Here is a 22,012-nt window from a genome sequence, read left to right as displayed (position 1 = left end):
GCCCGCGCACTGTAACAGGATTTTGCCGATGCTTCGCATTCCGAATCGGCAAAATCCACTACCACCACTGTATTGTACGGAATTTTCAGTTCAGAAAATTCCTACCCATGAAAAGTAACATCTGCTCCACAGGGAACTTTCCCCGCTTCTGCATCCTGCATCTTCGAATTACTTTCTCATAATGATCTCGTCTCTTCCCGGACCATTGGAAACCATCGTGATCGGCACTCCGATCTCCTCCTCGATGGTCTCGATATACTTCTTACAGTTCTCCGGAAGATCCTCGTAGTTCTTGATTCCGCGGATCTCGCACTTCCAGCCCGGAAGAGTCTTGTATACCGGTTTTGCTTTCTCAAGCTCCGGAGTTGTCGGGAAGTCTTTTGTTACCTTTCCATCGATCTCATAGCCTACGCAGATATGAAGCTCGTCAAGATATCCTAAAACGTCGAGAACCGTGAGGGCAACCTCTGTGGATCCCTGGATCTGTACGCCATATCTTGATGCGACTGCATCGAACCATCCCATTCTTCTCGGGCGGCCTGTCGTCGCACCGAACTCACCGCCGTCACCGCCGCGGCGTCTTAACTCGTCTGCCTCTTCACCGAAGATCTCGCTGACAAACGCACCTGCGCCGACTGCGCTGGAGTAAGCCTTAACGACTGTTGTGATGTTCTTGATCTCGTACGGCGGGATGCCTGCGCCAATCGCGCCGTATGCAGCCAGTGTGGAAGAAGATGTAACCATCGGGTAGATACCGTGATCCGGATCCTTTAAGGAACCGAGCTGGCCCTCTAAGAGGACATTTTTTCCTGCCTTGATCGCATCGCGAAGGTATTTGGATGTGTCGCATACATACGGAGCGACCATCTCCTTATACTCCATAAGTGTATTGAAGATCTCCTTCGGATCAAGAGCCGGCTGATGATATAAATGCTCTAACATCACATTTTTCAGTGTGCAGACATTTTCGATCTTATCCATCAGTTCCTTCTCATCACCGAATAACTCGTTGACCTGGAAACCGATCTTTGCGTATTTATCAGAATAGAACGGAGCAATTCCGGACTTTGTGGAGCCAAAGGACTTACCTGCCAGACGCGCTTCCTCATAAGTATCGAATAAAATGTGGTACGGCATTAAGATCTGTGCTCTGTCGGACACAAGGATCTTCGGCATCGGAACGCCCTGGCTTGTCAGGTCGTTTAATTCTTTAACAAGGAACGGGATGTTTAATGCCACGCCGTTTCCGATGATGCTTGTTGTATGATTATAGAATACACCTGACGGAAGAAGATGAAGGGCAAATTTTCCGTAATTGTTGATAATTGTGTGACCAGCGTTGCTGCCGCCCTGGAAACGGACAATAATGTCGGATTCCTTTGCAAGCATATCCGTGATCTTACCTTTTCCCTCATCGCCCCAGTTGGCGCCTACGATTGCTCTAACCATGTTCTAATATCCTCCTTTGGACGTTTAAACAGAATGCGTATTCCGCATCCCGGCGTCTTACGCAGTTGTACGTGCCATACTCATGACACTCCCATAGTTTACAACAAAATTATCCATAAGTAAAGACAATATTTATTATGAAGTCCATAATGTCTAATTATGGTTACAGCACACGGGCACTCCATGCCCGCGTACTGTAACAGGATTTTGCCGATGCTTCGCATTCCGAATCGGCAAAATCCGCGGCCATAACAGTATCTTACGGAATTTTCAGTTCAGAAAATTCCTACCCATGAAAAGTAACTAATTATGCACTGCAATTCATACAGGGCACGAACTGCAGTCGGAAAACATTTTATCCTATACTTTTCGTTCCCTTAAGACCTCTAAGAACCTCTCCCCTGCCGGGGAGATCGGCACCTTCTTATCCGTCACGACGCAGATCTCCCGCTCCGGCATCATCTCCCGGAAGGCGAGCTCGAAGAGCTCCCCGCTCTCGATCTTCTCCTTTGCGAACTCTTCCATCACGCAACCGATCCCCATGTTCCGGATCGCGAACTGGACGATCATATCGCTGGTGGCCAGCTCAAACTCCGGTTCCAGAATGATCCCCCTCTGTTCCAAAAAACGGTCCATGAACTTTCTGGTACTCGTATCCTTTTCCAGAAAGATGCAGGGAAGCTGCTCCAGCTCCCCATACTCCATTCTCTTTCCCTTCAAGGTCCAGAACTTGTTTCCAGCCACAAAGGTGTTCCGGATCTTCTTCACCTCGAAGGATTCCACCTCCGGTCTCGCGTCAAATGGCGTGCTCACCACACCGAAATCGATTTTTCCCTCGTACAGGGACTCGATGGTCTCCGGTGTCGGCGCGTTTGACACCATGACCTTGATATTCGGGTAGCGCTCATGGAAAGTCTCAAGGTACGGGAGCAGGTAAAACTGCAGTGTCATATCGCTGGCACCGATCCTCACCTCTCCCATGTCCATATCCACAAGACGTTTTAACATCTCCTCACCGTCCATGAGGTTTTCCATCCCGCGCTCCACATATGGATACAGAAGCTTTCCCTCTGTGGTGAGCCGCACACCCTTCTGGGTCCGAAGAAAAAGCTTTGTGTTCAGCGCTTTTTCCAGCTGCTTGATCGCCTGACTCGCCGCAGGCTGGGAAATGCAGAGCGCCTCTGCTGCAGCGGTAATGCTGCCGAGGCGCCCTACATAGTAAAATACTTTATAATATTCCGTGCTGATGCTGCTCGCATGATCCATTATACGTTGATCTCCGCTTTCACTCCGAGAAGATCCGCGTTTTCTTTTAAGATCGGGCGGACAACCTCATCCAGGAACTCATCTACCTGCTTCGGTGCGCGTCCGACGTACTTCTTCGGATCCATCGTCTTCTTTAACTCATCAAGGCTTAAATTGAAGGACGGATCTGCCGCGATAAGCTCTAAGAGGTTGTTGTCCTTTCCTTCTACCTTCACATTCTTTCCTGCTTCCATGGAAAGCTCGCGGATACGCTCGTGAAGCTCTTGTCTGTCTCCGCCGGCCTTTACCGCATCCATCATGATGTTCTCAGTAGCCATAAACGGAAGCTCGGCCATTAAATGCTTCTCAATCACCTTCGGATATACCACAAGACCATCCACAACATTTAAGTAGAGATCCAGAATACCGTCGATCGCAAGGAATCCTTCCGGAACGGAGAGACGCTTGTTCGCGGAGTCATCCAGAGTACGCTCGAACCACTGGGTGGAGGCAACAAGCATCGGGTTCATCATATCAGACATCACATAGTTCGCCAAGGACGCGATACGCTCACTTCTCATCGGGTTTCTCTTATATGCCATAGCGGAGGAACCGATCTGGTTCTTCTCAAACGGCTCTTCCACTTCTTTTAAGTGCTGGAGAAGACGGATATCGTTGGAGAACTTATGGGCGCTCTGGGCGATTCCGGCAAGAACGGAAAGCACACGGCTGTCGATCTTTCTGGAATATGTCTGACCGGATACCGGGTAGCACTGGGAGAATCCCATCTTTGCGGCGATCCGTCTGTCTGCCTCGCGGCACTTCTCATGATCCCCGTCAAAGAGCTCTAAGAAGCTTGCCTGAGTACCTGTAGTTCCCTTGGAACCGAGTAATTTCATGGAACCGATCACATGGTCAAGATCCTCAAGGTCAAGGCAGAGTTCCTGCAACCATAAGGTCGCACGCTTTCCTACGGTTGTCGGCTGGGCCGGCTGGAAATGTGTGAATGCCAGCGTTGGGAGTTCTTTATACTTATCAGCGAAATCGGAAAGCTCTTTCATCACATTGATGAGTTTTTTTCTGACAAGCTTTAATGCCTCCGTCATCAGGATGAGGTCGGTGTTGTCACCAACGTAGCAGGATGTAGCACCGAGATGGATGATCCCCTTTGCCTTCGGGCACTGGAGTCCGTAAGCGTATACGTGGGACATCACATCGTGGCGGACAATCTTCTCTCTCTCCTTCGCCTCCTCAAAGTTGATATCCTCGGCATGTGCCTTTAACTCTTCGATCTGCTCGTCTGTGATCGGAAGACCGAGTTCTTTTTCTGTCTCGGCTAATGCGATCCATAATTTTCTCCATGTGCGGAATTTCTTCTCCGGAGAGAAAATATACTGCATTTCCTTGCTTGCATATCGCTCAGAGAGCGGGCTCTGGTATCTGTCGTTCATGACAAAATCCTCTTTTCTAATTCAATGTTTTTCTAATTCAATATATTTTCACGAATTCTCCGCCAACTGCGGAGCTTTGTGGAACGTTGAATTTCCCTGATTATTTTTCATAACTTCCGCGGATATCTTCTTCCGGCGGATCCACCGGATACTCTCCGGAGAAGCAGGCCGTACAGATCGGAAGTCCGTTTGCCATTTCACTTAAGCGCTCCATCTTTAAGTACGCTAACGAATCTGCTCCGATCACCTTGCAGATCTCATCCACGGTACGTTTGTGGGCGATGAGCTGCTCGCTGGACGGGATATCGGTTCCGAAATAGCACGGATAGAGGAACGGCGGTGCGGAAATTCTCATATGTACTTCCTTTGCTCCTGCCTCACGCAGCATATCCACGATCAGGTTGCTGGTGGTTCCGCGGACGATGGAGTCGTCGATCATAACGACGCGCTTTCCTTCCACGGCCTCTTTCAATACGTTTAATTTAATACGGACTGCAGACTCACGGCTGCTCTGGCCCGGCTTAATAAAGGTTCTTCCCACATAGGAGTTCTTTACAAAGGCCATCGCGTAAGGGATGCCGGATTCCATGGAATATCCAAGGGCTGCTGCATTTCCGGACTCCGGAACACCCACAACGATGTCCGCGTCTACCGGTGAATCCTTTGCGAGGCAGCGGCCTGCGTAGATTCTGGAGTGGTAAACTCCGACGCCGTCAAAGACGCTGTCCGGTCTTGCAAAGTAAATATATTCAAAAATACATCTCGCCTCTTTTTTCGGGTCATGCATCATGAGATTGGACTTGATGCCATCCTTATTGATCGTCACGATCTCGCCCGGAAGCACGTCTCGGACGAAGGTAGCACCGATCGTGTCAAGCGCACATGTCTCGGAGGTCAGGATATAGGCATTATCGCGCTTTCCGATACAGAGCGGCTTGAATCCCTGCGGATCGCGGGCACCGATGAGTTTTCTCGGGCTGCTGATCACAAGGGAATAGGCGCCCTTGATCTTCTTCATAGCGTTTGCCACGGCTTCCTCAGCGGTTCCCACCTTACAGCGCTCTCTCGCGATGTGGTAAGCGATGACCTCAGAGTCGATCGTGGTCTGGAAAATCGCTCCGTCGTAAGCGAGTTCTCTGCGAAGTTCCGGTGCATTGACAAGGTTTCCATTGTGTGCCAGTGCCAGAGTTCCCTTCACATAATTTAAAACGAGCGGCTGTGTATTCTCGATGGTGCTGCTTCCGGCAGTCGAATACCGGACATGGCCGACACCAATATTTCCTTTTAATTTTTCCAGCTTCTCTGACGTGAATACTTCATTGCAGAGTCCCATCCCCTTACAGGCATTGACAACACCTTTCGGTCCGTATGTATCGCTCACCGCAATTCCGCAGCTTTCCTGTCCGCGGTGCTGTAATGCGAACAATCCGTAATAAATGGTTGATGCAACATCATTTCCGTCCAGATCGTACATTCCGAAAACGCCGCACTCCTCATGCAGCTCGTCTGTTCCCCAGTCTAAAGTAAGTGATTTCTCCATAAATGCTTTTCATCCTCTGATTTATAAGTTTTTGCGATAAAACAGCAGTGTTTCAGTAGAAATTATAATACATACCCTATGGAAAATCAAGAAGAAGTTCCTCTCTCAAGGAGTCCTGTGGACTTCTTTGTGAAACCAGAACAAATTTCCGGCCCCTTTTTCGATCCCTATACCATAAATTTCCCCCTCCGTCTCAGAGGCGGTCCCATCTGGAATCCCTGTTTCAATATCCGGCACCAGGTATGTCTTCTCTGTCATCCTGGAGCACGCACAGGAATACGCGAGCCAGAGGAGTTCCAGCAGTAAAAGGATCCTCGCTGTCTTTACAGCAGCTCTTCTTATCTTTTCCCTTCGGTACCCGTGTCTCCACGGATGGTATGGATGGTACAGATAGCGGATGGCGTTCACTCCTTTCAAAATTCAGGCTGATACTTTTCCACGACTTTTGATAAGTTTTTTCAAGATGTACTCTTATTATATCTGTTTTCGCATATTTTCACAACAGGAAAACTTGTTATCGTTACATTTTAGTTGCTGTGACGGGTAGGAATTTTCTAAACTGAAAATTCCGTACAATACAGTAATAGCAGTGGATTTTGGTGATTTGGAGTGCGAAGCATCGGCAAAATCACGATGCAAAAGAAACAGGGAAATGATCTTCATACCCGTCCTGCAGATCATTTCCCCGCTGTCCTGTCTTTCCGGCTCTTTCTGCCGTGTTGAGTTTCATTCCCCGGCAGTCCTGGATTCCGGTCCGGATATTTAGTTTGCCTTGGTGGTCTCCCCAGCAGTGCCGTTCGCTCCCGCCGCAGTAGTTCCTGACATGCCGGTGACATCGTCCGTCAGGTTGTGGATGCCGTCACCCACGTCATCCACCATATCCCGGAGCACACCGCCACTCTCCCCGGCTGTCTGGGACGGCGCGTTCGTGCTCTGGTTTGTGCCGTTTGTCTGTCTCTCCATTGTGGTTCCCGCTCCCGCGCTCCCCGTATCCGGGGCTGTGGTCATATTATTTCCGTTCCCTCTTCCGCAGGCCGTGATGATTGCCGCGGTCATAATGAGAAGCGCGCATGCTCTGATCCATCTGATTTTTCCCATAAAAATAATCTCCTTTCTACGGCTATTATGTGCCATAGAAAGGAGAAGTATTTTGGAAAAAAATGTATAAAACTTTAACCTCTATCAACCGACCACATCAGCCATATCGTAAAGTCCTGCCGGCTTTCCTGCGAGGAATTTTGCAGCCTCCACAGCTCCCTTTGCGAAGATCTCGCGGGAATAAGCGGTGTGTGTGAAGGTGATGACCTCGTCGCGGCCCGCGAACATAATATCATGCTCACCGACGATGGTGCCGCCGCGCATTGCCTGGATTCCGATCTCCTTTGGATCTCTTGCGACACGCTCGGAGGAACGGTCATATTTATAATGATAGCTGTTGTCGAGGCTCTCATTGATGGCATCAGCAAGGGCGATGGCGGTTCCACTCGGGGCGTCGATCTTGCGGTTGTGGTGCTTCTCTAAGATCTCGATGTCAAATCCTGCTGCCGCAAGGACCGGAGCGACCTCTTTCAATGTCTTCATGAGAAGGTTGATTCCGATGGACATATTTGCGGAGCGAAGGACTGCGTCCACCTTGCTCGCCTCTTTCACATGGTTTAACTGGTCCTCGGAAAGTCCTGTGGTGCATAAAACCACAGGAACTTTCTTCGTCTCGCAGTAGTCCAACAGTCCGTCAACCGCCTTTGCGGTGGAAAAATCGATGATGACATCTGCCTCCGGGCATTCGTCGAGGGACTTAAATACCGGGTATCCGGCATAGTTTTCTGTGTTCATATCCACGCCTGCAACGATCTCGACCGCGTCATCCTTGGAAATAATGTCCGTGATCACATGACCCATCACGCCGTGGCAGCCATTCATAATTGCTCTGATCATGTTTTTCTCCTCGTATTTTATTACAGGATACCGAAATCCTGCATTGCTTTCTTTAATACTTCCTGGTGCTGCGGCTCCATCACTGTAAGCGGAAGTCTCGGCTCGCCTACGTTCTTGCCCATTAAGTTAAGCGCAGCTTTTACCGGAATCGGATTTACTTCGGAGAACAGGGCCTCGATCAGCGGCATTGCCTTTAACTGAATGCGTCTGCTGGCCTCGATATTGCCCTTGAAGAACTCTGCGCACATGTCATGTGTCTGCTTCGGAGCCACGTTGGAGAGAACGGAGATCACGCCCTTTCCGCCGAGAGCCAACATCGGAACGACCTGGTCATCGTTTCCGGAGTATACATCCACATAGCCGCCGGAGAGCTGAAGGATCTTCGCTGCTGCGGAGAAGTTTCCACTCGCTTCCTTGACACCCACAATATTCTCCACATGCCTGCAGAGATCAACGATGGTCTCCGGTGCGATATTCACGCCTGTACGGCTCGGTACGTTGTAGAGGATCGCCGGGATCTTGATGGAGTTGGCGATCTTTGTGAAGTGGGCCTTTAAACCGTTCTGGGTCGCTTTATTATAGTACGGGGAAACTAAGAGAACGCCGTCTGCTCCTGCCTCTTCGGCCTCAACAGAAAGCTCAACTGCTGTCTGTGTGCAGTTGGAACCTGTTCCGGCAACCACCGGGATTCTTCCGTTTACGACCTCACATACGAAGCGGATCACCTGAATGTGCTCCTCCTCAGATGTTGTCGCGGACTCGCCTGTTGTTCCCATTGCTACGATACAGTCTGTTCCAGCCGCGATCTGTTCCTCGATCAGGCTTTCCAGTACTTCATAATTTACCGTTCCATTTTCCTTAAATGGCGTTACAAGTGCTACGCCGGCTCCTTCAAAAATAGCCATCATGCGTCCTCCTCTTTATTATGTAAAAATTAAATGTCTAAGATAGATTGCGCTCTTTTGCGGAACAAAGAATCCTGTTTCACAAAAAAAGGAGCTGAAATCAAATAAGATGTCAGCTCCCGGATCTTTCAGATTAAGCAGCCCTCCATCTTTTTTCTAAAGATGACAGTCATACGGTTCTTCGCCGCATGCCCAGAAACGGGAGCCTTAGGGATTCACTTCCTGTCTCTTCGGCGCCATCCCCTTTTATCCGGCAGCCATTTCCCATTATCTGCCGGTCTACTCATGTCAGGCGCAACCTCTACTTATCATTTATGGTATCATCATTCCTGATGATTGTCAACGTCAATGTTTTCCATCCGTGAAATATCGGTTACATATTCTTCAATACCTTCCGGACACACGCGCCCGGTCATGACCAGCTCAGTCTCCTCATCTCTTGACTCAAGAAAACTCTGGAATTCTTCCTTCGAGATAATTCCCTGATCCACGATTCCAAGAATCTCATCCAGGATCAGGACATCGCACTCACCGGTCGTCATCACCTTTCTTGCGAAATTGAAACCGTTTCGCATGTTCATCAGTTCCTCGTGCTTCTGATCTTCCGGAAGGTCCTCAAACCGCTCTTTGGAGTGCTCAAAACGGAAGAATTTGAGATCCGGCTCGAGACGCTTCAGGACGTCTGCCGCTCCTTCTCCCAGCATACCTTTCAAGAACTGTACCATAATGACCCTTTTTCCGCGGAAAACGCCCATCATTGCGTATCCCAATGCCGATGCGGATTTTCCGTATCCCGGTCCGCAGATCACACGGACTCTGTCACTTGCCATGATCATTCCCTCACTTTGTGTATACCGTTAGCTGAAGCTTTTTAAAGCTTCTATTATGCTATATTATCACATCTCTATCCTGTTTGCAAGAGATTTGCCTGTCTGTCAAAATTGCCCTCCCTGATGTCTTTAATATGTATTTCTACGACTCCGCATGATCCGCACATTCAAGCTTACTGACGGAGACTTCATAGGCCACACGCTTCTCGCACTCCGTCTCGCTGACCTTTTTCGTGTACTCCCTGCTCTGGACACGGCCCCAGATGAGGATCCTTGTTCCGACGCCAAATCCTGAGGCGTATCTGGCATTGCGGCCCCAGGCGATGCATGGGATATAGTCTGACTTGCCGTACGGGCGGTTCACTGCTACTAAAAGGTCTGCGATCTCCCTTCCTAATGGCGTCTTCCGGTAGACCGGTTCTTTACAGATATATCCGTCCAGAAAGATCTGGTTCGTTTTCGTGTAGTCCGTGAACTCCTCCATAAAGCGGACCTCTCTGACAAACACGGACAATACCAGACGGTTCTTCGTCCCCTCGTGGCGGTTGTAGGACCGGAACTGACCGGAGGCCTCCATGGTGCAGCCCTGGTAATCCTTCGTCACATCGATCAGACGCTCTGATATCATAAGCGGAATAATGTCCGCCTGCTCACTCAAACGGTTCACGAGAAGATCCACAAGATAAAAGCCCTCCCCAAACACGGCATGGCTGAATGTGAATCCTGAAACGATCGTTCCAATTACGGTTACTTTGTTGTTTTCCATTCCTTTTTCTGTCATAGTATTTTCTCCTTTTTGATTGTTTTTTCCGCTATACGGCTTTTACCGTATATCTGTATGTAATTAGAACGGAAATTAGAACGGTTTTGTGTCATGTCTTTTCAGGTTTTTATCGACGGAAATCCCGGATTTTTTCGGTATTTCGGCATGATCTTCTATTTTTTCTCAATACAGTGGTGGCAGTGTTACTGTACACGGGTAGGAATTTTCTGAACTGAAAATTCCGTACAATACAGTGGTGGTAGTGGATTTTGCCGATTCGGAATGCGAAGCATCGGCAAAATCAGTTACTGTTTGCGCAAAGCGTGAACAGTAACGTGGCAGTGGATTCTGCCGCATGCTGTTTTTTTACCACTCTTGTTATTTTTCTCTCTTCATGTTAATATTTTATGATGTTGAGGTCAAAAAGTCTTTTGACCTCTCTGATATAGAAAGAAAGGGCATGACCGACAGGATACCTCCTTCGCGGTTATGGAAAGGTCAGGATTTTATGCTTCGCCTGCTACTCTTTGGACGACAGGTCTATTTGAAATATTCCATGGACGAAATGTCCGTTTATGCCGCACAGGCCTCATTTTTCATCATCATGGCGGCGTTCCCGTTTTTTATGGTGCTTCTGGCCCTGATCCAGGTGGCCCCCATGATCCATGAGGCAGATCTTCTGCGTTTTCTGCTGCCTGCGATCCCGGGCCGGTTCCAGGGGCTTTTGATCTATCTCCTGGACAGCCTGCACTCCGATTCCCCGGCAGCGCTGATCTCTGTGACTGCTCTTGCGGCGGTCTGGTCCGCGGCAAAGGGAATGCTCGGGATCGAAAAGGGCTTAAACCGGGTATTCGGCGTCACATCGCCGCGAAATTATATCCTTCGCAGGGCCCTCTGCAGCGTTTATACCCTGGCATTCTCCCTGATGTGTGTGACGAGCCTTGCGCTCCTCGTATTCGGAAGCTTCCTGCAGGAGATGCTGTTAAAATGGTTCCCGGCCCTGTCCTATCTCTCCGGGATGATCTCCCTGGGACGCGGACTTGTGATGTTTATCATGCTGATGATCTTTTTCACCGCCATCTACACGGCACTTCCGCACCGGAGGCTCTCGATCTGCGGCCAGATCCCGGGAGCCATGTTTTCCGCCGCCGGATGGGCACTCACTTCCCTGGCATTTTCCGTTTACTTCCGGTATTTCGGAACATACGCTGTCACGTACGGAAGTTTGACTGCGGTGATCCTTTTTATGCTGTGGCTTTATGTCTCGATCTGCATCCTGTTTGTGGGGGCGGAGATCAACTGGTTTTTGCTGTTTTATAAAGAAAAGATCATGTCGATAAAAGAAAACGGACTGCCCTGATCAGGCAGTCCATTTTCTTATAATCCGTAGATTCTTTTCGCATTTTCATAAAAGACCTTCCCCCACTCCTCCTCAGGAATCAGCCATTTTACGACTTCGATGTAGTCTCCGTAGTTGGCTAACGGCCAGTCTGTTCCGAACATGAACTTTTCATACTGGCTGCAGTAGGAGATCCAGGTCTTTAAGGCATCAAAATATCCTCTCTGCTGCTCTAAAAGCTTCGGGAAATCGATCTTCCCCTCCAGAAGGCCGGAGAGATCCGTCATCACGTTCTCATTTTTCTCCACGACAGCCGCCGCGTCCAGGAGCCACGGATTGCCGAAATGGCACATGACAAAGTTTACATCCGGATGACGGACTGCCGCCTCGTCCAAGGTCAGCGGATGACTGTATTTTAAGTAGGCGCGGGAACCAGCTGTCTGGCCCATGTGGATCGCCACAGGCTTTTTGTACGCCTTTGCGAGATCATAGAGCGGCTCGTACACCTCATCCGTCACATACATCTTGTTGTATCCGGGATAGAGTTTGATTCCGACACAGGTATCCCGCTTTAAGTTCTCCTCCACCTGATCCAGGCTCTTCTTTTTGTCCTCGCTCACGAGAAAATCACGGTCGATCCCCACACAGTACCTTAGGAATTCCGGGTAGGAATGATCCACCGGGTCCACGCCCCGGTTTCCCATGACGACTCCTCCCTCAATATTGTATTTCTGATAGACCGCCCTTAAGTCTTCCTCTGTATTTTTATGTTCCGCCCGCACCGCGATCTCCTGGAAGTAGGGATTTTCCGGCACAAAGTGAAGATGTGCGTCGATGATCTTCATAGTCTCGCTCCTTAAGTCAATATACAGGAAAAACCCCTGTTTTAAGGGGTTTTCCTCCGTTTACGGGGCCTAGAAGTATTTCTTACTGCCCCACAGATTACACCGTTTCAGATCCAGATATTCGTGATAGGCTTTCTCCAGAATCTGCTTCTCATTTGAGAATTTCAGAAGGTGGTACGCCTCATAATATTTGTAATATCCGGAATCTACGAAGTATTCTTCGCGCTGTGGTTTACTGTAATAACTGTCCGCCATCATTAAATACCAGTGGACTTCCTTTTCCACCGTATCCTGCGGCGTGTTAAATGAATACTGGCTCTTTCCGATGTACTTAATGATCTGGGCCTGGACCCCGGTCTCCTCCTTCACCTCTCTGAGAGCCGTTTCTTTAAACTCTTCTCCTGCTTCCACAGTTCCTTTCGGTAAGACCCAGCCTTCGTACTTGTTTCTGTAGTTCTTATAGAGAACCAGGATCTTGCCGCGAAATATAACCACACCGCCGCAGCTCGTTGCTTCTATCATTGCAATTCCTCCTGACAGGCATTCAAGGGATTCCGCCCGAAAGCAGATTCCGCAGGTGTGTTTTTTACTGAGTTTAGTATACTTCTTTTTACCCGTGTTTGCAACCACGTTTTCACTCGCAGAAATTTCCATAATGTGTTACAGTACACGGGCACTCCATGCCCGCGCACTGTAACAGGATTTTGCCGATGCTTCGCATTCCGAATCGGCAAAATCCACTACCCCCACTGTATTGTACGGAATTTTCAGTTCAGAAAATTCCTACCCATGAAAAGCAACCATAATGTATCTTCAGAAGGCCGATCATATATTTCACTGCGGTCCACGCCTTACGCCGAAACAGAAAAACTCCGGCAGACCATACATCCGCCGGAGTTTCCTGTCTATGACCAAAGTTCAGTCATTCATTTTTTATGAACGATAACCATTCGGATTCTTGGACTGCCAGTTCCATGCGTCACGGCACATATCGTCGAGGTTTCTCTTTGCCTCCCAGCCAAGCTCCACCTTTGCCTTTGTAGCATCAGAATAGCATGTCGCGATATCGCCTGCACGGCGCGGTTTGATCACATACGGGATCTCTTTTCCAACCGCCTTGGAAAAAGCGTGGATCACGTCAAGAACGCTGTATCCGTGACCTGTTCCGAGATTATAGATATATACCGCCGGCTTATCATCAAATTTCTTTAATGCCTTTACATGGCCTTCCGCAAGATCCATCACATGGATATAGTCGCGGACACCCGTTCCGTCCGGTGTATCATAGTCGTTTCCGAATACGCCCACCTCTTTCAACTTTCCGATGGCAACCTGGGTGATGTACGGTGTCAGGTTGTTCGGGATTCCCTCCGGATCCTCTCCGATCAGACCGCTCTCATGAGCTCCCACCGGATTGAAGTAACGGAGCAGGATCACATTCCACTCCGGGTCTGCCTTCTGCATATCGGTAAGGATCTGCTCCAGCATACTCTTTGTCTGTCCGTACGGGTTTGTGCACTGTCCCTTCGGGCACTCCTCTGTGATCGGCACAAAAGCCGGATCTCCGTAAACGGTAGCGGAGGAACTGAAGATGATCTTCTTCACGCCATGTTTTCTCATCACATCGAGAAGGATCAATGTACCGGTAATATTGTTGTGGTAGTATTCCCACGGCTTTGCGACTGATTCGCCAACAGCCTTTAATCCAGCAAAGTGGATCACTGCGTCGATCTTCTCCGCATCAAAGATCTTTTCCATCGCGTCACGATCCAGCATATCTGCCTTGTAGAATGTCAGATCCTTTCCTGTGAGCTTCTTTACGCGGTTTAATGCTTCTTCCGACGCATTGTAAAGATTATCAAAGACAACGACCTCATGTCCCTGTTCCAGAAGTGCCAGGCATGTATGGCTTCCGATATATCCTGCGCCGCCGGTTACTAAAATTCTCATGATGAACCCTCCCATGAATTTTGCCGTTCTGAGATACGGTTATTATTTCGGATCCTTTTCCCCGGATCCTGTCCTCGTTATCATTTTAACACTACCCGTAATAAAAGAAAATATCATTTTTCTTTTATTCAATACAGATTTCTTTTTTTTACAGTAATTTTGTTACAGTTCAGCCACCATATGCTGATTTGGATGAAAAAGTGCTTATGCAAGCAAGCTTGCAACACACTTTCTCATTCAAACCAGCGCATGGCTGAACTGTAACGTAATTTTCTCCACATACAGCACTTTTTCTGTTCTACAGACCACGTCCCGTATCTTACAGGCACATTTCCAAAAAGCACTCTACTGAAGCCATGCATCAAACAATTTCGCCGCGATCGGTGCTGCCGTATGCCCGCCGGAGCCGCCTTCCTCCACGATAACGCATACCGCGATCTTCGGATCATCCGCCGGTGCGAAACCGACAAACCATGCGTGAGTCTCTTTTCCCTTGTCGAATTCTGCGGATCCTGTCTTCCCTGCCACCTGGTAGGAATCCCGTTTCAGTGCGGATCCCGTTCCCACATTGACCACCTGTACCATCAGGTTCTTTAAGGCATCCGCCTCGTTCGGGACCATCAGCTCTCCTGCCACAGACGGGGAAAACTTCCGGATCACATCACCGCCGGAATTTTCCACATGATCCATCAGATACGGTTTCATTAAGATTCCGCCGTTTGCGATCGCCGCGGTGATCAGAAGATTGTGAATCGGGGACATCAATGTCTGTCCCTGTCCGATACTTGTCTGAAGCACTTCCCATGTCTCCGCATCCGGCTGCATGGAGAAGGTACTCTTATTGTACGGAATATCGAGAGGCAGGCTTCTGTTGAATAAAAGCTGCTCTGCAAGGTTCCGGTAGCTCGTCAGCTCAAGCTCTGTTCCGAGGTTCGCGAACGCTCCGTTGCAGGAATTTGCAAATGCCTGGGTGAAATCCTGGGATCCGTGTGCCTTCTTGTGATAGCACTGGATCTTGTTGTCCTCGAATGAAAAAATTCCACTGCAGTCATAGTGATAGTCATTGTACGCGCCCGGATGTTCTCTCATATACTCCAGGGCTGTGACGATCTTAAAGGTGGATCCCGGCGGGTAGAGTCCCTGAGTCGCGCGGTTTAACAGTCTCGCCTCCGTACTGTCCCCGTTTACGAGATCATTCCAGTTTGCCGCCACCTTATTCGGGTCGAAGGACGGCTTTGAAACCATGCAGAGGATCTTTCCGGTATCCGGCTCGATGGCGATGACCGCGCCCCGGTTCTTTCCGAGAGCATCCGATGCGATCTGCTGCAGATTTACATTCAGGGTCGTCACCACGTTGTCCCCAATGCTCTTTCTTCCCATGATCTCATCGGCGGTCTGCTCGATGAGGTTCGTGTGAGATCTCAAAAGGTCAAAGTTTGCCAGGGATTCGATTCCTGTCTTTCCCACCGTCGAATATCCTACCGCATGGGCAAACAGGCTGCCGTATGGGTATTCCCGCACCTCGGTACCGTTGGAATCCGTCGCCGTAACGGTCTTTGCAAGCACAGTCCCGTCATCCGCCAGGATCTTGCCGCGGGTGACCCGGTCCTCGAAAATAGTGGCTCTGGCGTTATACGGATTATCGATCACCGTATCGCTCTTTACCACGAGAAAATATCCCACATAGATTCCCATTGCGAGAAATAAAAATATTGCTGCATACACAAACCAGAGGATATTCCGGTTTGCCTTCGGATTCGGTTTACTCTTCTTCACTGGAATTCTCCTCCTCCTCTTCTTCCCCGCGTTTTAAGACATAAAGTCCCTGGATGACCTGGAATATGATAAAGGTCGAGACGATGGAGCTGCCGCCATAGCTCACAAGAGGCAGCGTCACACCGGTGGACGGGATAAACTTCGTCACCCCGCCGATGGTCAGAAATACCTGGGTAATATAAACACTTCCAAGTCCAAACGCGATCAGTTTATAGAACATCGCCTGCATCTTCATCGCGATCAGCATAAACTGCATATAACAGCCAAGGCATAAAAACAGGACGCAGAGCGCATAGAGTGCCCCCATCTCCTCGGAGATCGCCGCGAAAACGAAATCCTTATCCACAACCGGGATCTTCTCCGGCATGCCCCGGTAAAGACCCATTCCGAACCATCCGCCTGTTCCGATGGCAAACAGCGCCTGTGCCACCTGGTAGCCCTTGTTTGCGATATCAGACCAGGGATCCGCCCAGGCCTCCACACGCCGTCTCACATGTGGGAACAGATAGTAAGCCGCAACCGCCGCCAGGGATCCGCCCGCAATGCCCGCACCGAACCAGAGATAGCTGGATGTGGCAACAAAAAGCATCGTCATGTAGGCGACGAAAAAGATCAATGCACTTCCAAGGTCCTTTGAAAGCACAAGCACCAACACATGAAGTGCCGCCACGACGGTGGTCTTTATGATCGTCTCCCTGTCCGTGGACTGGTAGAACATGGCTGCCACGAAGAACACAAAACTGATCTTCACAAACTCAGACGGCTGTACCGTAAATCCACCGAAGGAGAGGGAAAGCTGTGCGCCGTAGGAAGTATTTCCGATGACGCAGACCACTCCCAAAAGTACCAGCCCGAGTATTCCATAGACCCATGGGAACGTCACAAGCTGCCATACCCGGTCGATGATAAACGGGATGATCCAGGTGATCACCGCTGCCGCCGCCACGATCACGAACTGTCTCATAGCCCGGTCAGGGTTCAGCCTTGTGAGGATAATAAATCCCGTCGCCAAAAGCGTACACATATTGTTGACGAGCAGTCTGGAACTGTTCCTGTAAAACAGTCTCGTAAGGTAAATGTACAGCAGGAAAAATACCACCTGCGCACCGTAAAAGGCTAACATCGTCACAGATTCCGTGTTCAGCCAGATCAGGATATTCGCCAGAAAGTGCAGCATAAACATGCACACAAGCTGGCGTCCGCAGACGCGGTTTTTTCCCTCCTCATCCCGCATGGAAAAGAAGCGGAAATTGTAATAGGTATCCATGGCGATCAGAAGGATCATCAAGTATCTGGATATCTGTATGATCAGATTAGTCAATAATTATCACCTACTCCACTCCGCGCTTAAAGTGTCCGCGCGTAAACTGATTCCTTAAAACTGGCGGCTCCGCCGCTTTTTCACTCATTCCGTATTCCTCAAAGAACGCGTCCAGGATCTCGCCCGCCGCAGCTGGTTCCTCCACCGTGAAGTTCAGGCGGACCGCATTCGGCTTAAGCCCTGTGACCTGTTCGGAGAGTCCTAAAAGGGAAAGCGGCGCAGAATTGTAGATCGTATTGTAACAGAAACGACACTGGTTTACCACCGGGAACCGCATGTCCTTGCGGTCCTTTAACCACATGATTTCCGACTTTCCGGAACATCCAAGCGTTGTTTTTCTGATACACTGGGCGGAGATCATCATCGGAAGATACCCGTATACGATCATCTCTCCCTGAACACCAGAATCCCGGATCTCTCTCTCGTTTAACTCCACAGGGATCGTCAATCGGTCTGCCCCATACCGCTCCATCGCCGCTCCCGCAAGGTGGTTCCAGGAATACATTCCCTGGTCGAAGTACATAGGAAGTTCAATTCCTGCTTCCCGGAGGAATCCCGGTTCTTCCATGGAACCGATACCAAGCGCGTCAAAACCGGCACTCGTTAAAAGCTCCATCTGCTTTCTGAAGTACTGTTCCGCCTCTTTCCGGAAGATCCTCGGCATCATAAGATAACACCGGACTCCCGCCTCATGACAGCGGTCCGCAAGCTTCTTCCACTCCTGGGCGTCAAAGCTCTCCGCCGCAAGATAAATTCCGTATGATCTTTCGGACAGCTTCCGGTACATCTTAAATTTCCCGAGAACCATCTCAAACTGCTGTTTCGTCTGGACAAAGACAGTAAATTCCGGTCTTTCTTCCAAATCAGCCTTTTCAGGCGCTCTCTCTTCTTCCTTTGTCGGTGGAACAGAACTGTTTCTCCGGTATCCGGAAAGGATCTCGTCCTGAAGCTTCTCCAGGACCTCGCGGCGCATCTTATTTAATGCCTGCACCGGCATAAACACATTTCCCTCACACTCCACGGTAAGGTCCGTGAACGTAAACATGGAATCACCGGTCTTTGAGAGCTGTTTTCTGATGCGCTCCGCGTCCATCGGGGCATTCTTTGCCTCCTCGGCGGGCTGGGATTCCTCCCAGGCTGTATTTCCCGCCGTATCCGACACGGAGCAATATCCCGGTTTTCCGACCGCGATGTACGCGCTTCCCGTCACAGGGATCTTCTTTTCCACATTCACATACGTGCGGTCCAGATAGTCGAAAAGTTCCTGGTCCACGTCGCGGTACTCCGGCTTTTCCTTTAAGACCACCATGTCCCGTCCGTTGTGGGTGTGGTAATAGCCCTGGGACTGTCCGCCCCGGTCGAAAAGAGCCAGCAGGGCATCCCTGTCTGCCTTCTCCACATGGTATCCGGCACGCCCCTCCTTCAAGTAGAGGTCCACGTATTTCCGGTAGATACTTACAACTCCTGCCGTGTAGCGCGGACTCTTCATGCGTCCCTCGATCTTTAAGGAACAGACACCCGCTTCCAGGATATCCGGGATCAGATCCAGGGTACAGAGATCCTTTAAGCTTAAGATATATTTTTCATTCTTTTTATTGACATATTTTCCGTTCTGCTCTGCGTCAAAAGGCAGACGGCAGGTCTGTGCGCACCGGCCCCGGTTTCCGCTCCGTCCGCCGATCAGGCTGGAAAACAGGCACTGGCCGGAATAGCAGTAACAGAGGGCACCGTGAACGAAGGTCTCCACCTCCAGACCCGTATCATCATAGATCTCACGGATCTCCTTTAAGGAAAGTTCTCTCGCCGGAACCACACGGACAGCGCCAAGGGCTTTCAGGTCTCTCGCGCTGTATTTCCCTGTCACCGTCATCTGGGTGCTGATGTGGACCGGAAGATCCGGGAAATGTTTCCGGATGTAGGTGAGCGCTCCCATATCCTGAACTAAAACGGCATCCAGTCCCGCCTCATAGTACGGTTTCAGATAGGAATACAGATCTGACATCTCTTTTTCCTTCACGAGCGTGTTGACCGTCATATAAATCCTGCATCCGTGAAGATGCATGAAGTTGATGGCTTTCACCATCGTCTCCTCATCCAGGTTGTTCGCGTAGGCACGGGCACCGAACCGGCTTCCGCCGATATAGACCGCGTCCGCTCCCGCGTTCACCGCCGCCACCATACTCTCGTAGGAACCGGCCGGTGCGAGTATCTCAACCGTTCTGTTTTTCATATTCTCTCCTTTATTCCGCCTTCTTCTCCGCGGATTCCTGCTTCATCTGAAGACCGATCAGCTCATGCTTTAAGCTGTAGATCTCCTTCTCCATCTCATCCTTCTGGCTGCGCAGCATCATCGCCTCCTGAAGTGTCTTAAAATAATCGTCCGCCAGGTTCAAATAGATCATGACTTCCTGGTAATCCTTATTCTGTCTCGTAAATCCCGGCTGTGCCTTTAAAACGGCGATCTTCTCATTAATATAGGCAGCCACCTTCTGCAGGTACTCCGGATCCTCCGCTCCTCCCAGCGTGTAGACATTTCCATTGATCAGCACTTCCGTATAGTTCTTCTCATCCATTTCTAATTCCTCACTTCTTTTGCATAACTGTCCGCCTGTTTTCCAGCCTGTACTCCCTCACGGCTCCACACGATCGATCCACAGATCCGCCGGACAGTTATCATCTATATAAAAATTGTCATTTTTTCTCTATCGTACAGATTTTTCAATTCAGAAAATTCCTGCCTGTATACTGCAGCAAATGTTTTTTTCTATTTCGCCGCATCCAGCCCAAGGTGCTTGTAGGCCAAATCCGTCGCCATTCTTCCTCTCGGCGTGCGCATAATAAGTCCGTTCATCAATAAATACGGCTCATACACGTCTTCCAGTGTCCCGGAATCCTCTCCGATAGACGCCGCCAGCGTCTCAAGTCCCACCGGACCACCGGAAAATTTCTGGATCAGGGTGAGAAGCAGGGTCCGGTCATTATTGTCGAGACCAAGCTTGTCCACATCCAGGATATCCAGGGCAAAATCCGCCACATGTCTCGTGATCACACCGTCGTATTTTACCTGTGCAAAGTCCCTCACTCTCTTTAAGAGGCGGTTTGCCAGTCTCGGCGTTCCCCTGGACCTTCTTGCGATCTCAAAAGCTCCTTCCTCGTCGATCTCAACGCCCAGGACCTTTGCGGAGCGTTTTACGATCACGCAGAGTTCCTCCGGTGTATAAAATTCCAGCCTCTGGATCACACCAAAACGGTCCCGGAGCGGAGCTGTTAAAAGTCCCACTCTCGTTGTTGCTCCCACAAGTGTAAATTTCGGAAGATCCAGTCGGATCGAGCGGGCGGATGAATCCTTTCCAAGCATGATATCGATGGCAAAATCTTCCATCGCCGGATACAGGACTTCCTCCACCTGGCGGTTCAACCTGTGGATCTCATCCACAAACAGGACATCTCCCTCCTGGAGATTGTTTAAGATCGCAGCCATCTCTCCCGGCTTCTCGATCGCCGGCCCGGAGGTCACCTTTAAGTTCACCCCCATCTCGTTCGCGATGATTCCGCAGAGCGTTGTCTTTCCAAGGCCCGGCGGGCCATAAAAAAGCACATGATCCAACGCCTCCCCGCGGCTCTTTGCCGCATCGATAAAGACCTTCAGCGTGGACTTTATCTTCTCCTGACCGATATAATCTTTTAAGTACTGTGGGCGCAGGGTCCCCTCTATTTTTTTGTCTTCCTCAGTTTCTTCGGTCGTAATGATTTTTCGGCTCATAACATTTCCTATCTATTTCTTCTATCAGACAGCCGTCTCCGGCTGCCATTTTTACAAAGTTTCGTAACGATTCAGTACCCTCACAGTTACGCGCAAAAATCCATTCTAAATCGGCTGTGCCGATAGGATTTTTGCCTTCTAGTCTAAGTTTTCTTACGGTCAGCGCAGTAAATGCGCAGACCTACCGAATAGTTACAAAGTTTCATCCTATAAGAATGCCAGATGCTTTAACGCGCCCTTCAGCACGTCCTCGGAAGTCATACCTTCTGTGATCGCAACCTTCTTTACTGCGGTCTGCGCCTCGGACGCGGAATAACCGAGGGCCGTAAGCGCTTCCACAGCCTCTTTTCCAGCTTCCGCCATTCCAGAGAGATCCGTTTTCGGGCTCTCCTCCAGATCTGCACCTGCAAATAATACGTCTTCTGCTTTTATTTTATCTTTGAGATCCAGGATGATCCTCTGGGCTGTCTTTGCCCCGACGCCGGGCGCCTTCGAGATTGCCTTCGCGTCACCGGAGATTACAGCCAGACGCAGCACATCCGGTTTCAGCGCGGAGAGGATTCCCAGGGCACTCTTCGGACCGACCCCGTTCACCCCGATCAGCTGGCGGAACATCTCAAGATCCTGCCTTGAGAGGAATCCGAAAAGACTCATTCCATCCTCACGCACGGAAAAATACGTGTAGATCTTCACTTCCTCCCCAAGACCCGGAAGCTCCCCGAGGACCGATGACGGAATAAAGATCCGGTAGCCAATATTTCCCGCCTCAACAACGACGGAATCTTCCCTCTTTTCTTCCAAGGGACCGCGTATATATGAAATCACTGAATGAACCTCCCTTTTCCTCATCATGTCATGATGCATGTCGTAATCATACCATAGCCGCCATTTAAGTGCAAG

Annotated in this window: 20 protein-coding genes and 1 riboswitch; of the genes, 1 reads left to right on the top strand and 19 read right to left on the bottom strand. The window is 49.9% G+C overall.

Going from position 1 to position 22,012, the window contains the following annotated elements; translation table 11 throughout:
- Window positions 1–168: 168 nt before the first annotated feature.
- From ABCW45_RS15825 to ABCW45_RS15780, 10 genes are all read right to left on the bottom strand, one after another.
- Window positions 169–1,449: an adenylosuccinate synthase gene (locus tag ABCW45_RS15825; protein WP_021904264.1), complete on the bottom strand. Its 1,281-nt coding sequence runs from the start codon at window positions 1,447–1,449 to the stop codon at window positions 169–171.
- 360 nt (window positions 1,450–1,809) lie between these two features.
- Window positions 1,810–2,715: a LysR family transcriptional regulator gene (locus ABCW45_RS15820; RefSeq protein WP_117469443.1), complete on the bottom strand. Its 906-nt coding sequence runs from the start codon at window positions 2,713–2,715 to the stop codon at window positions 1,810–1,812.
- Window positions 2,715–4,145, bottom strand: a complete 1,431-nt coding sequence (gene purB / locus ABCW45_RS15815; protein ID WP_343221161.1) for an adenylosuccinate lyase — start codon at window positions 4,143–4,145, stop codon at window positions 2,715–2,717. Before purB ends, ABCW45_RS15820 begins: the two co-directional genes overlap by 1 nt.
- A gap of 100 nt (window positions 4,146–4,245) precedes the next feature.
- Window positions 4,246–5,685 carry an amidophosphoribosyltransferase gene (gene purF / locus ABCW45_RS15810; RefSeq protein WP_117469441.1) on the bottom strand — a complete coding sequence of 480 codons (1,440 nt, stop codon included), beginning with the start codon at window positions 5,683–5,685 and terminating at the stop codon, window positions 4,246–4,248.
- 105 nt (window positions 5,686–5,790) lie between these two features.
- Window positions 5,791–6,102 carry a hypothetical protein gene (locus ABCW45_RS15805; RefSeq protein WP_117469440.1) on the bottom strand — a complete coding sequence of 104 codons (312 nt, stop codon included), beginning with the start codon at window positions 6,100–6,102 and terminating at the stop codon, window positions 5,791–5,793.
- A 345-nt stretch (window positions 6,103–6,447) separates the two neighbouring features.
- Window positions 6,448–6,783 (bottom strand): hypothetical protein, encoded by a 336-nt coding sequence (locus tag ABCW45_RS15800; RefSeq protein WP_015554237.1) that lies wholly within the window; start codon window positions 6,781–6,783, stop codon window positions 6,448–6,450.
- Window positions 6,784–6,867: 84 nt separating this feature from the next.
- Window positions 6,868–7,620: a 4-hydroxy-tetrahydrodipicolinate reductase gene (gene dapB / locus ABCW45_RS15795; protein WP_117469438.1), complete on the bottom strand. Its 753-nt coding sequence runs from the start codon at window positions 7,618–7,620 to the stop codon at window positions 6,868–6,870.
- A 20-nt stretch (window positions 7,621–7,640) separates the two neighbouring features.
- On the bottom strand, window positions 7,641–8,525 hold the full coding sequence (dapA, locus tag ABCW45_RS15790; protein WP_015554235.1) for a 4-hydroxy-tetrahydrodipicolinate synthase: 885 nt from the start codon (window positions 8,523–8,525) through the stop codon (window positions 7,641–7,643).
- Between the two features lie 130 nt (window positions 8,526–8,655).
- Window positions 8,656–8,837: riboswitch (Lysine riboswitch) on the bottom strand.
- 11 nt (window positions 8,838–8,848) lie between these two features.
- Window positions 8,849–9,355 carry a cob(I)yrinic acid a,c-diamide adenosyltransferase gene (locus ABCW45_RS15785; protein ID WP_015554234.1) on the bottom strand — a complete coding sequence of 169 codons (507 nt, stop codon included), beginning with the start codon at window positions 9,353–9,355 and terminating at the stop codon, window positions 8,849–8,851.
- A gap of 142 nt (window positions 9,356–9,497) precedes the next feature.
- Window positions 9,498–10,136, bottom strand: a complete 639-nt coding sequence (locus ABCW45_RS15780; RefSeq protein ID WP_015554233.1) for a single-stranded DNA-binding protein — start codon at window positions 10,134–10,136, stop codon at window positions 9,498–9,500.
- Between the two features lie 337 nt (window positions 10,137–10,473).
- Here ABCW45_RS15780 and ABCW45_RS15775 point away from each other — a divergent pair, with 337 nt between their 5' ends.
- Window positions 10,474–11,478, top strand: coding sequence for a YihY/virulence factor BrkB family protein (locus ABCW45_RS15775; protein ID WP_343221160.1), 1,005 nt, complete (start codon window positions 10,474–10,476; stop codon window positions 11,476–11,478).
- Window positions 11,479–11,495: 17 nt separating this feature from the next.
- Here ABCW45_RS15775 and ABCW45_RS15770 read toward each other — a convergent pair whose 3' ends face one another.
- The 9 genes from ABCW45_RS15770 to ruvA form a co-directional block, all read right to left on the bottom strand.
- Window positions 11,496–12,302 carry an amidohydrolase family protein gene (locus tag ABCW45_RS15770; RefSeq protein ID WP_015554232.1) on the bottom strand — a complete coding sequence of 269 codons (807 nt, stop codon included), beginning with the start codon at window positions 12,300–12,302 and terminating at the stop codon, window positions 11,496–11,498.
- Window positions 12,303–12,371: 69 nt separating this feature from the next.
- Entirely contained in the window at window positions 12,372–12,824 is a 453-nt protein-coding gene (locus ABCW45_RS15765; RefSeq protein WP_117469623.1) for an NUDIX hydrolase, read from the bottom strand.
- Between the two features lie 411 nt (window positions 12,825–13,235).
- The gene (galE, locus tag ABCW45_RS15760) at window positions 13,236–14,252 is read right to left on the bottom strand and encodes a UDP-glucose 4-epimerase GalE (RefSeq protein WP_015554230.1); all 1,017 of its coding nucleotides are present in this window, start codon (window positions 14,250–14,252) and stop codon (window positions 13,236–13,238) included.
- Between the two features lie 345 nt (window positions 14,253–14,597).
- Window positions 14,598–16,028, bottom strand: a complete 1,431-nt coding sequence (locus tag ABCW45_RS15755; RefSeq protein ID WP_343221159.1) for a peptidoglycan D,D-transpeptidase FtsI family protein — start codon at window positions 16,026–16,028, stop codon at window positions 14,598–14,600.
- Complete coding sequence (locus ABCW45_RS15750; RefSeq protein WP_117469436.1) at window positions 16,015–17,349, bottom strand: FtsW/RodA/SpoVE family cell cycle protein; 1,335 nt, start codon at window positions 17,347–17,349, stop codon at window positions 16,015–16,017. The genes ABCW45_RS15755 and ABCW45_RS15750 overlap by 14 nt, the downstream gene beginning before the upstream one ends.
- A 10-nt stretch (window positions 17,350–17,359) precedes the next feature.
- Window positions 17,360–19,579: a U32 family peptidase gene (locus tag ABCW45_RS15745; RefSeq protein WP_117483227.1), complete on the bottom strand. Its 2,220-nt coding sequence runs from the start codon at window positions 19,577–19,579 to the stop codon at window positions 17,360–17,362.
- A gap of 10 nt (window positions 19,580–19,589) precedes the next feature.
- Window positions 19,590–19,922: a cell division protein ZapA gene (locus ABCW45_RS15740; RefSeq protein WP_015554226.1), complete on the bottom strand. Its 333-nt coding sequence runs from the start codon at window positions 19,920–19,922 to the stop codon at window positions 19,590–19,592.
- Between the two features lie 191 nt (window positions 19,923–20,113).
- Window positions 20,114–21,112, bottom strand: a complete 999-nt coding sequence (gene ruvB / locus ABCW45_RS15735; RefSeq protein ID WP_117469434.1) for a Holliday junction branch migration DNA helicase RuvB — start codon at window positions 21,110–21,112, stop codon at window positions 20,114–20,116.
- A 207-nt stretch (window positions 21,113–21,319) separates the two neighbouring features.
- Entirely contained in the window at window positions 21,320–21,937 is a 618-nt protein-coding gene (ruvA, locus tag ABCW45_RS15730) for a Holliday junction branch migration protein RuvA (RefSeq protein ID WP_117469433.1), read from the bottom strand.
- Window positions 21,938–22,012 lie beyond the last annotated feature (75 nt).

The sequence above is a fragment of the Pilosibacter fragilis genome (assembly GCF_032490495.1).
GTDB classification, from domain to species: domain Bacteria; phylum Bacillota; class Clostridia; order Lachnospirales; family Lachnospiraceae; genus Pilosibacter; species Pilosibacter fragilis.
This window is presented reverse-complemented; position numbering and strand designations above follow the sequence as displayed.

Excerpts from the sequence above, each read along its gene's own strand:
- ABCW45_RS15770 (WP_015554232.1), bottom strand. The coding sequence starts at position 12,302 with ATGAAGATCATCGACGCACATCTTCACTTTGTGCCGGAAAATCCCTAC.
- purF (WP_117469441.1), bottom strand. The coding sequence starts at position 5,685 with ATGGAGAAATCACTTACTTTAGACTGGGGAACAGACGAGCTGCATGAG.
- ABCW45_RS15825 (WP_021904264.1), bottom strand. The coding sequence starts at position 1,449 with ATGGTTAGAGCAATCGTAGGCGCCAACTGGGGCGATGAGGGAAAAGGT.
- ABCW45_RS15800 (WP_015554237.1), bottom strand. The coding sequence starts at position 6,783 with ATGGGAAAAATCAGATGGATCAGAGCATGCGCGCTTCTCATTATGACC.
- ruvB (WP_117469434.1), bottom strand. The coding sequence starts at position 21,112 with ATGAGCCGAAAAATCATTACGACCGAAGAAACTGAGGAAGACAAAAAA.
- ABCW45_RS15745 (WP_117483227.1), bottom strand. The coding sequence starts at position 19,579 with ATGAAAAACAGAACGGTTGAGATACTCGCACCGGCCGGTTCCTACGAG.
- ABCW45_RS15775 (WP_343221160.1), top strand. The coding sequence starts at position 10,474 with ATGCTGTTTTTTTACCACTCTTGTTATTTTTCTCTCTTCATGTTAATA.
- dapB (WP_117469438.1), bottom strand. The coding sequence starts at position 7,620 with ATGATCAGAGCAATTATGAATGGCTGCCACGGCGTGATGGGTCATGTG.
- ABCW45_RS15820 (WP_117469443.1), bottom strand. The coding sequence starts at position 2,715 with ATGGATCATGCGAGCAGCATCAGCACGGAATATTATAAAGTATTTTAC.
- ABCW45_RS15785 (WP_015554234.1), bottom strand. The coding sequence starts at position 9,355 with ATGGCAAGTGACAGAGTCCGTGTGATCTGCGGACCGGGATACGGAAAA.
- ABCW45_RS15765 (WP_117469623.1), bottom strand. The coding sequence starts at position 12,824 with ATGATAGAAGCAACGAGCTGCGGCGGTGTGGTTATATTTCGCGGCAAG.
- ABCW45_RS15740 (WP_015554226.1), bottom strand. The coding sequence starts at position 19,922 with ATGGATGAGAAGAACTATACGGAAGTGCTGATCAATGGAAATGTCTAC.
- ABCW45_RS15780 (WP_015554233.1), bottom strand. The coding sequence starts at position 10,136 with ATGACAGAAAAAGGAATGGAAAACAACAAAGTAACCGTAATTGGAACG.
- galE (WP_015554230.1), bottom strand. The coding sequence starts at position 14,252 with ATGAGAATTTTAGTAACCGGCGGCGCAGGATATATCGGAAGCCATACA.
- dapA (WP_015554235.1), bottom strand. The coding sequence starts at position 8,525 with ATGGCTATTTTTGAAGGAGCCGGCGTAGCACTTGTAACGCCATTTAAG.
- purB (WP_343221161.1), bottom strand. The coding sequence starts at position 4,145 with ATGAACGACAGATACCAGAGCCCGCTCTCTGAGCGATATGCAAGCAAG.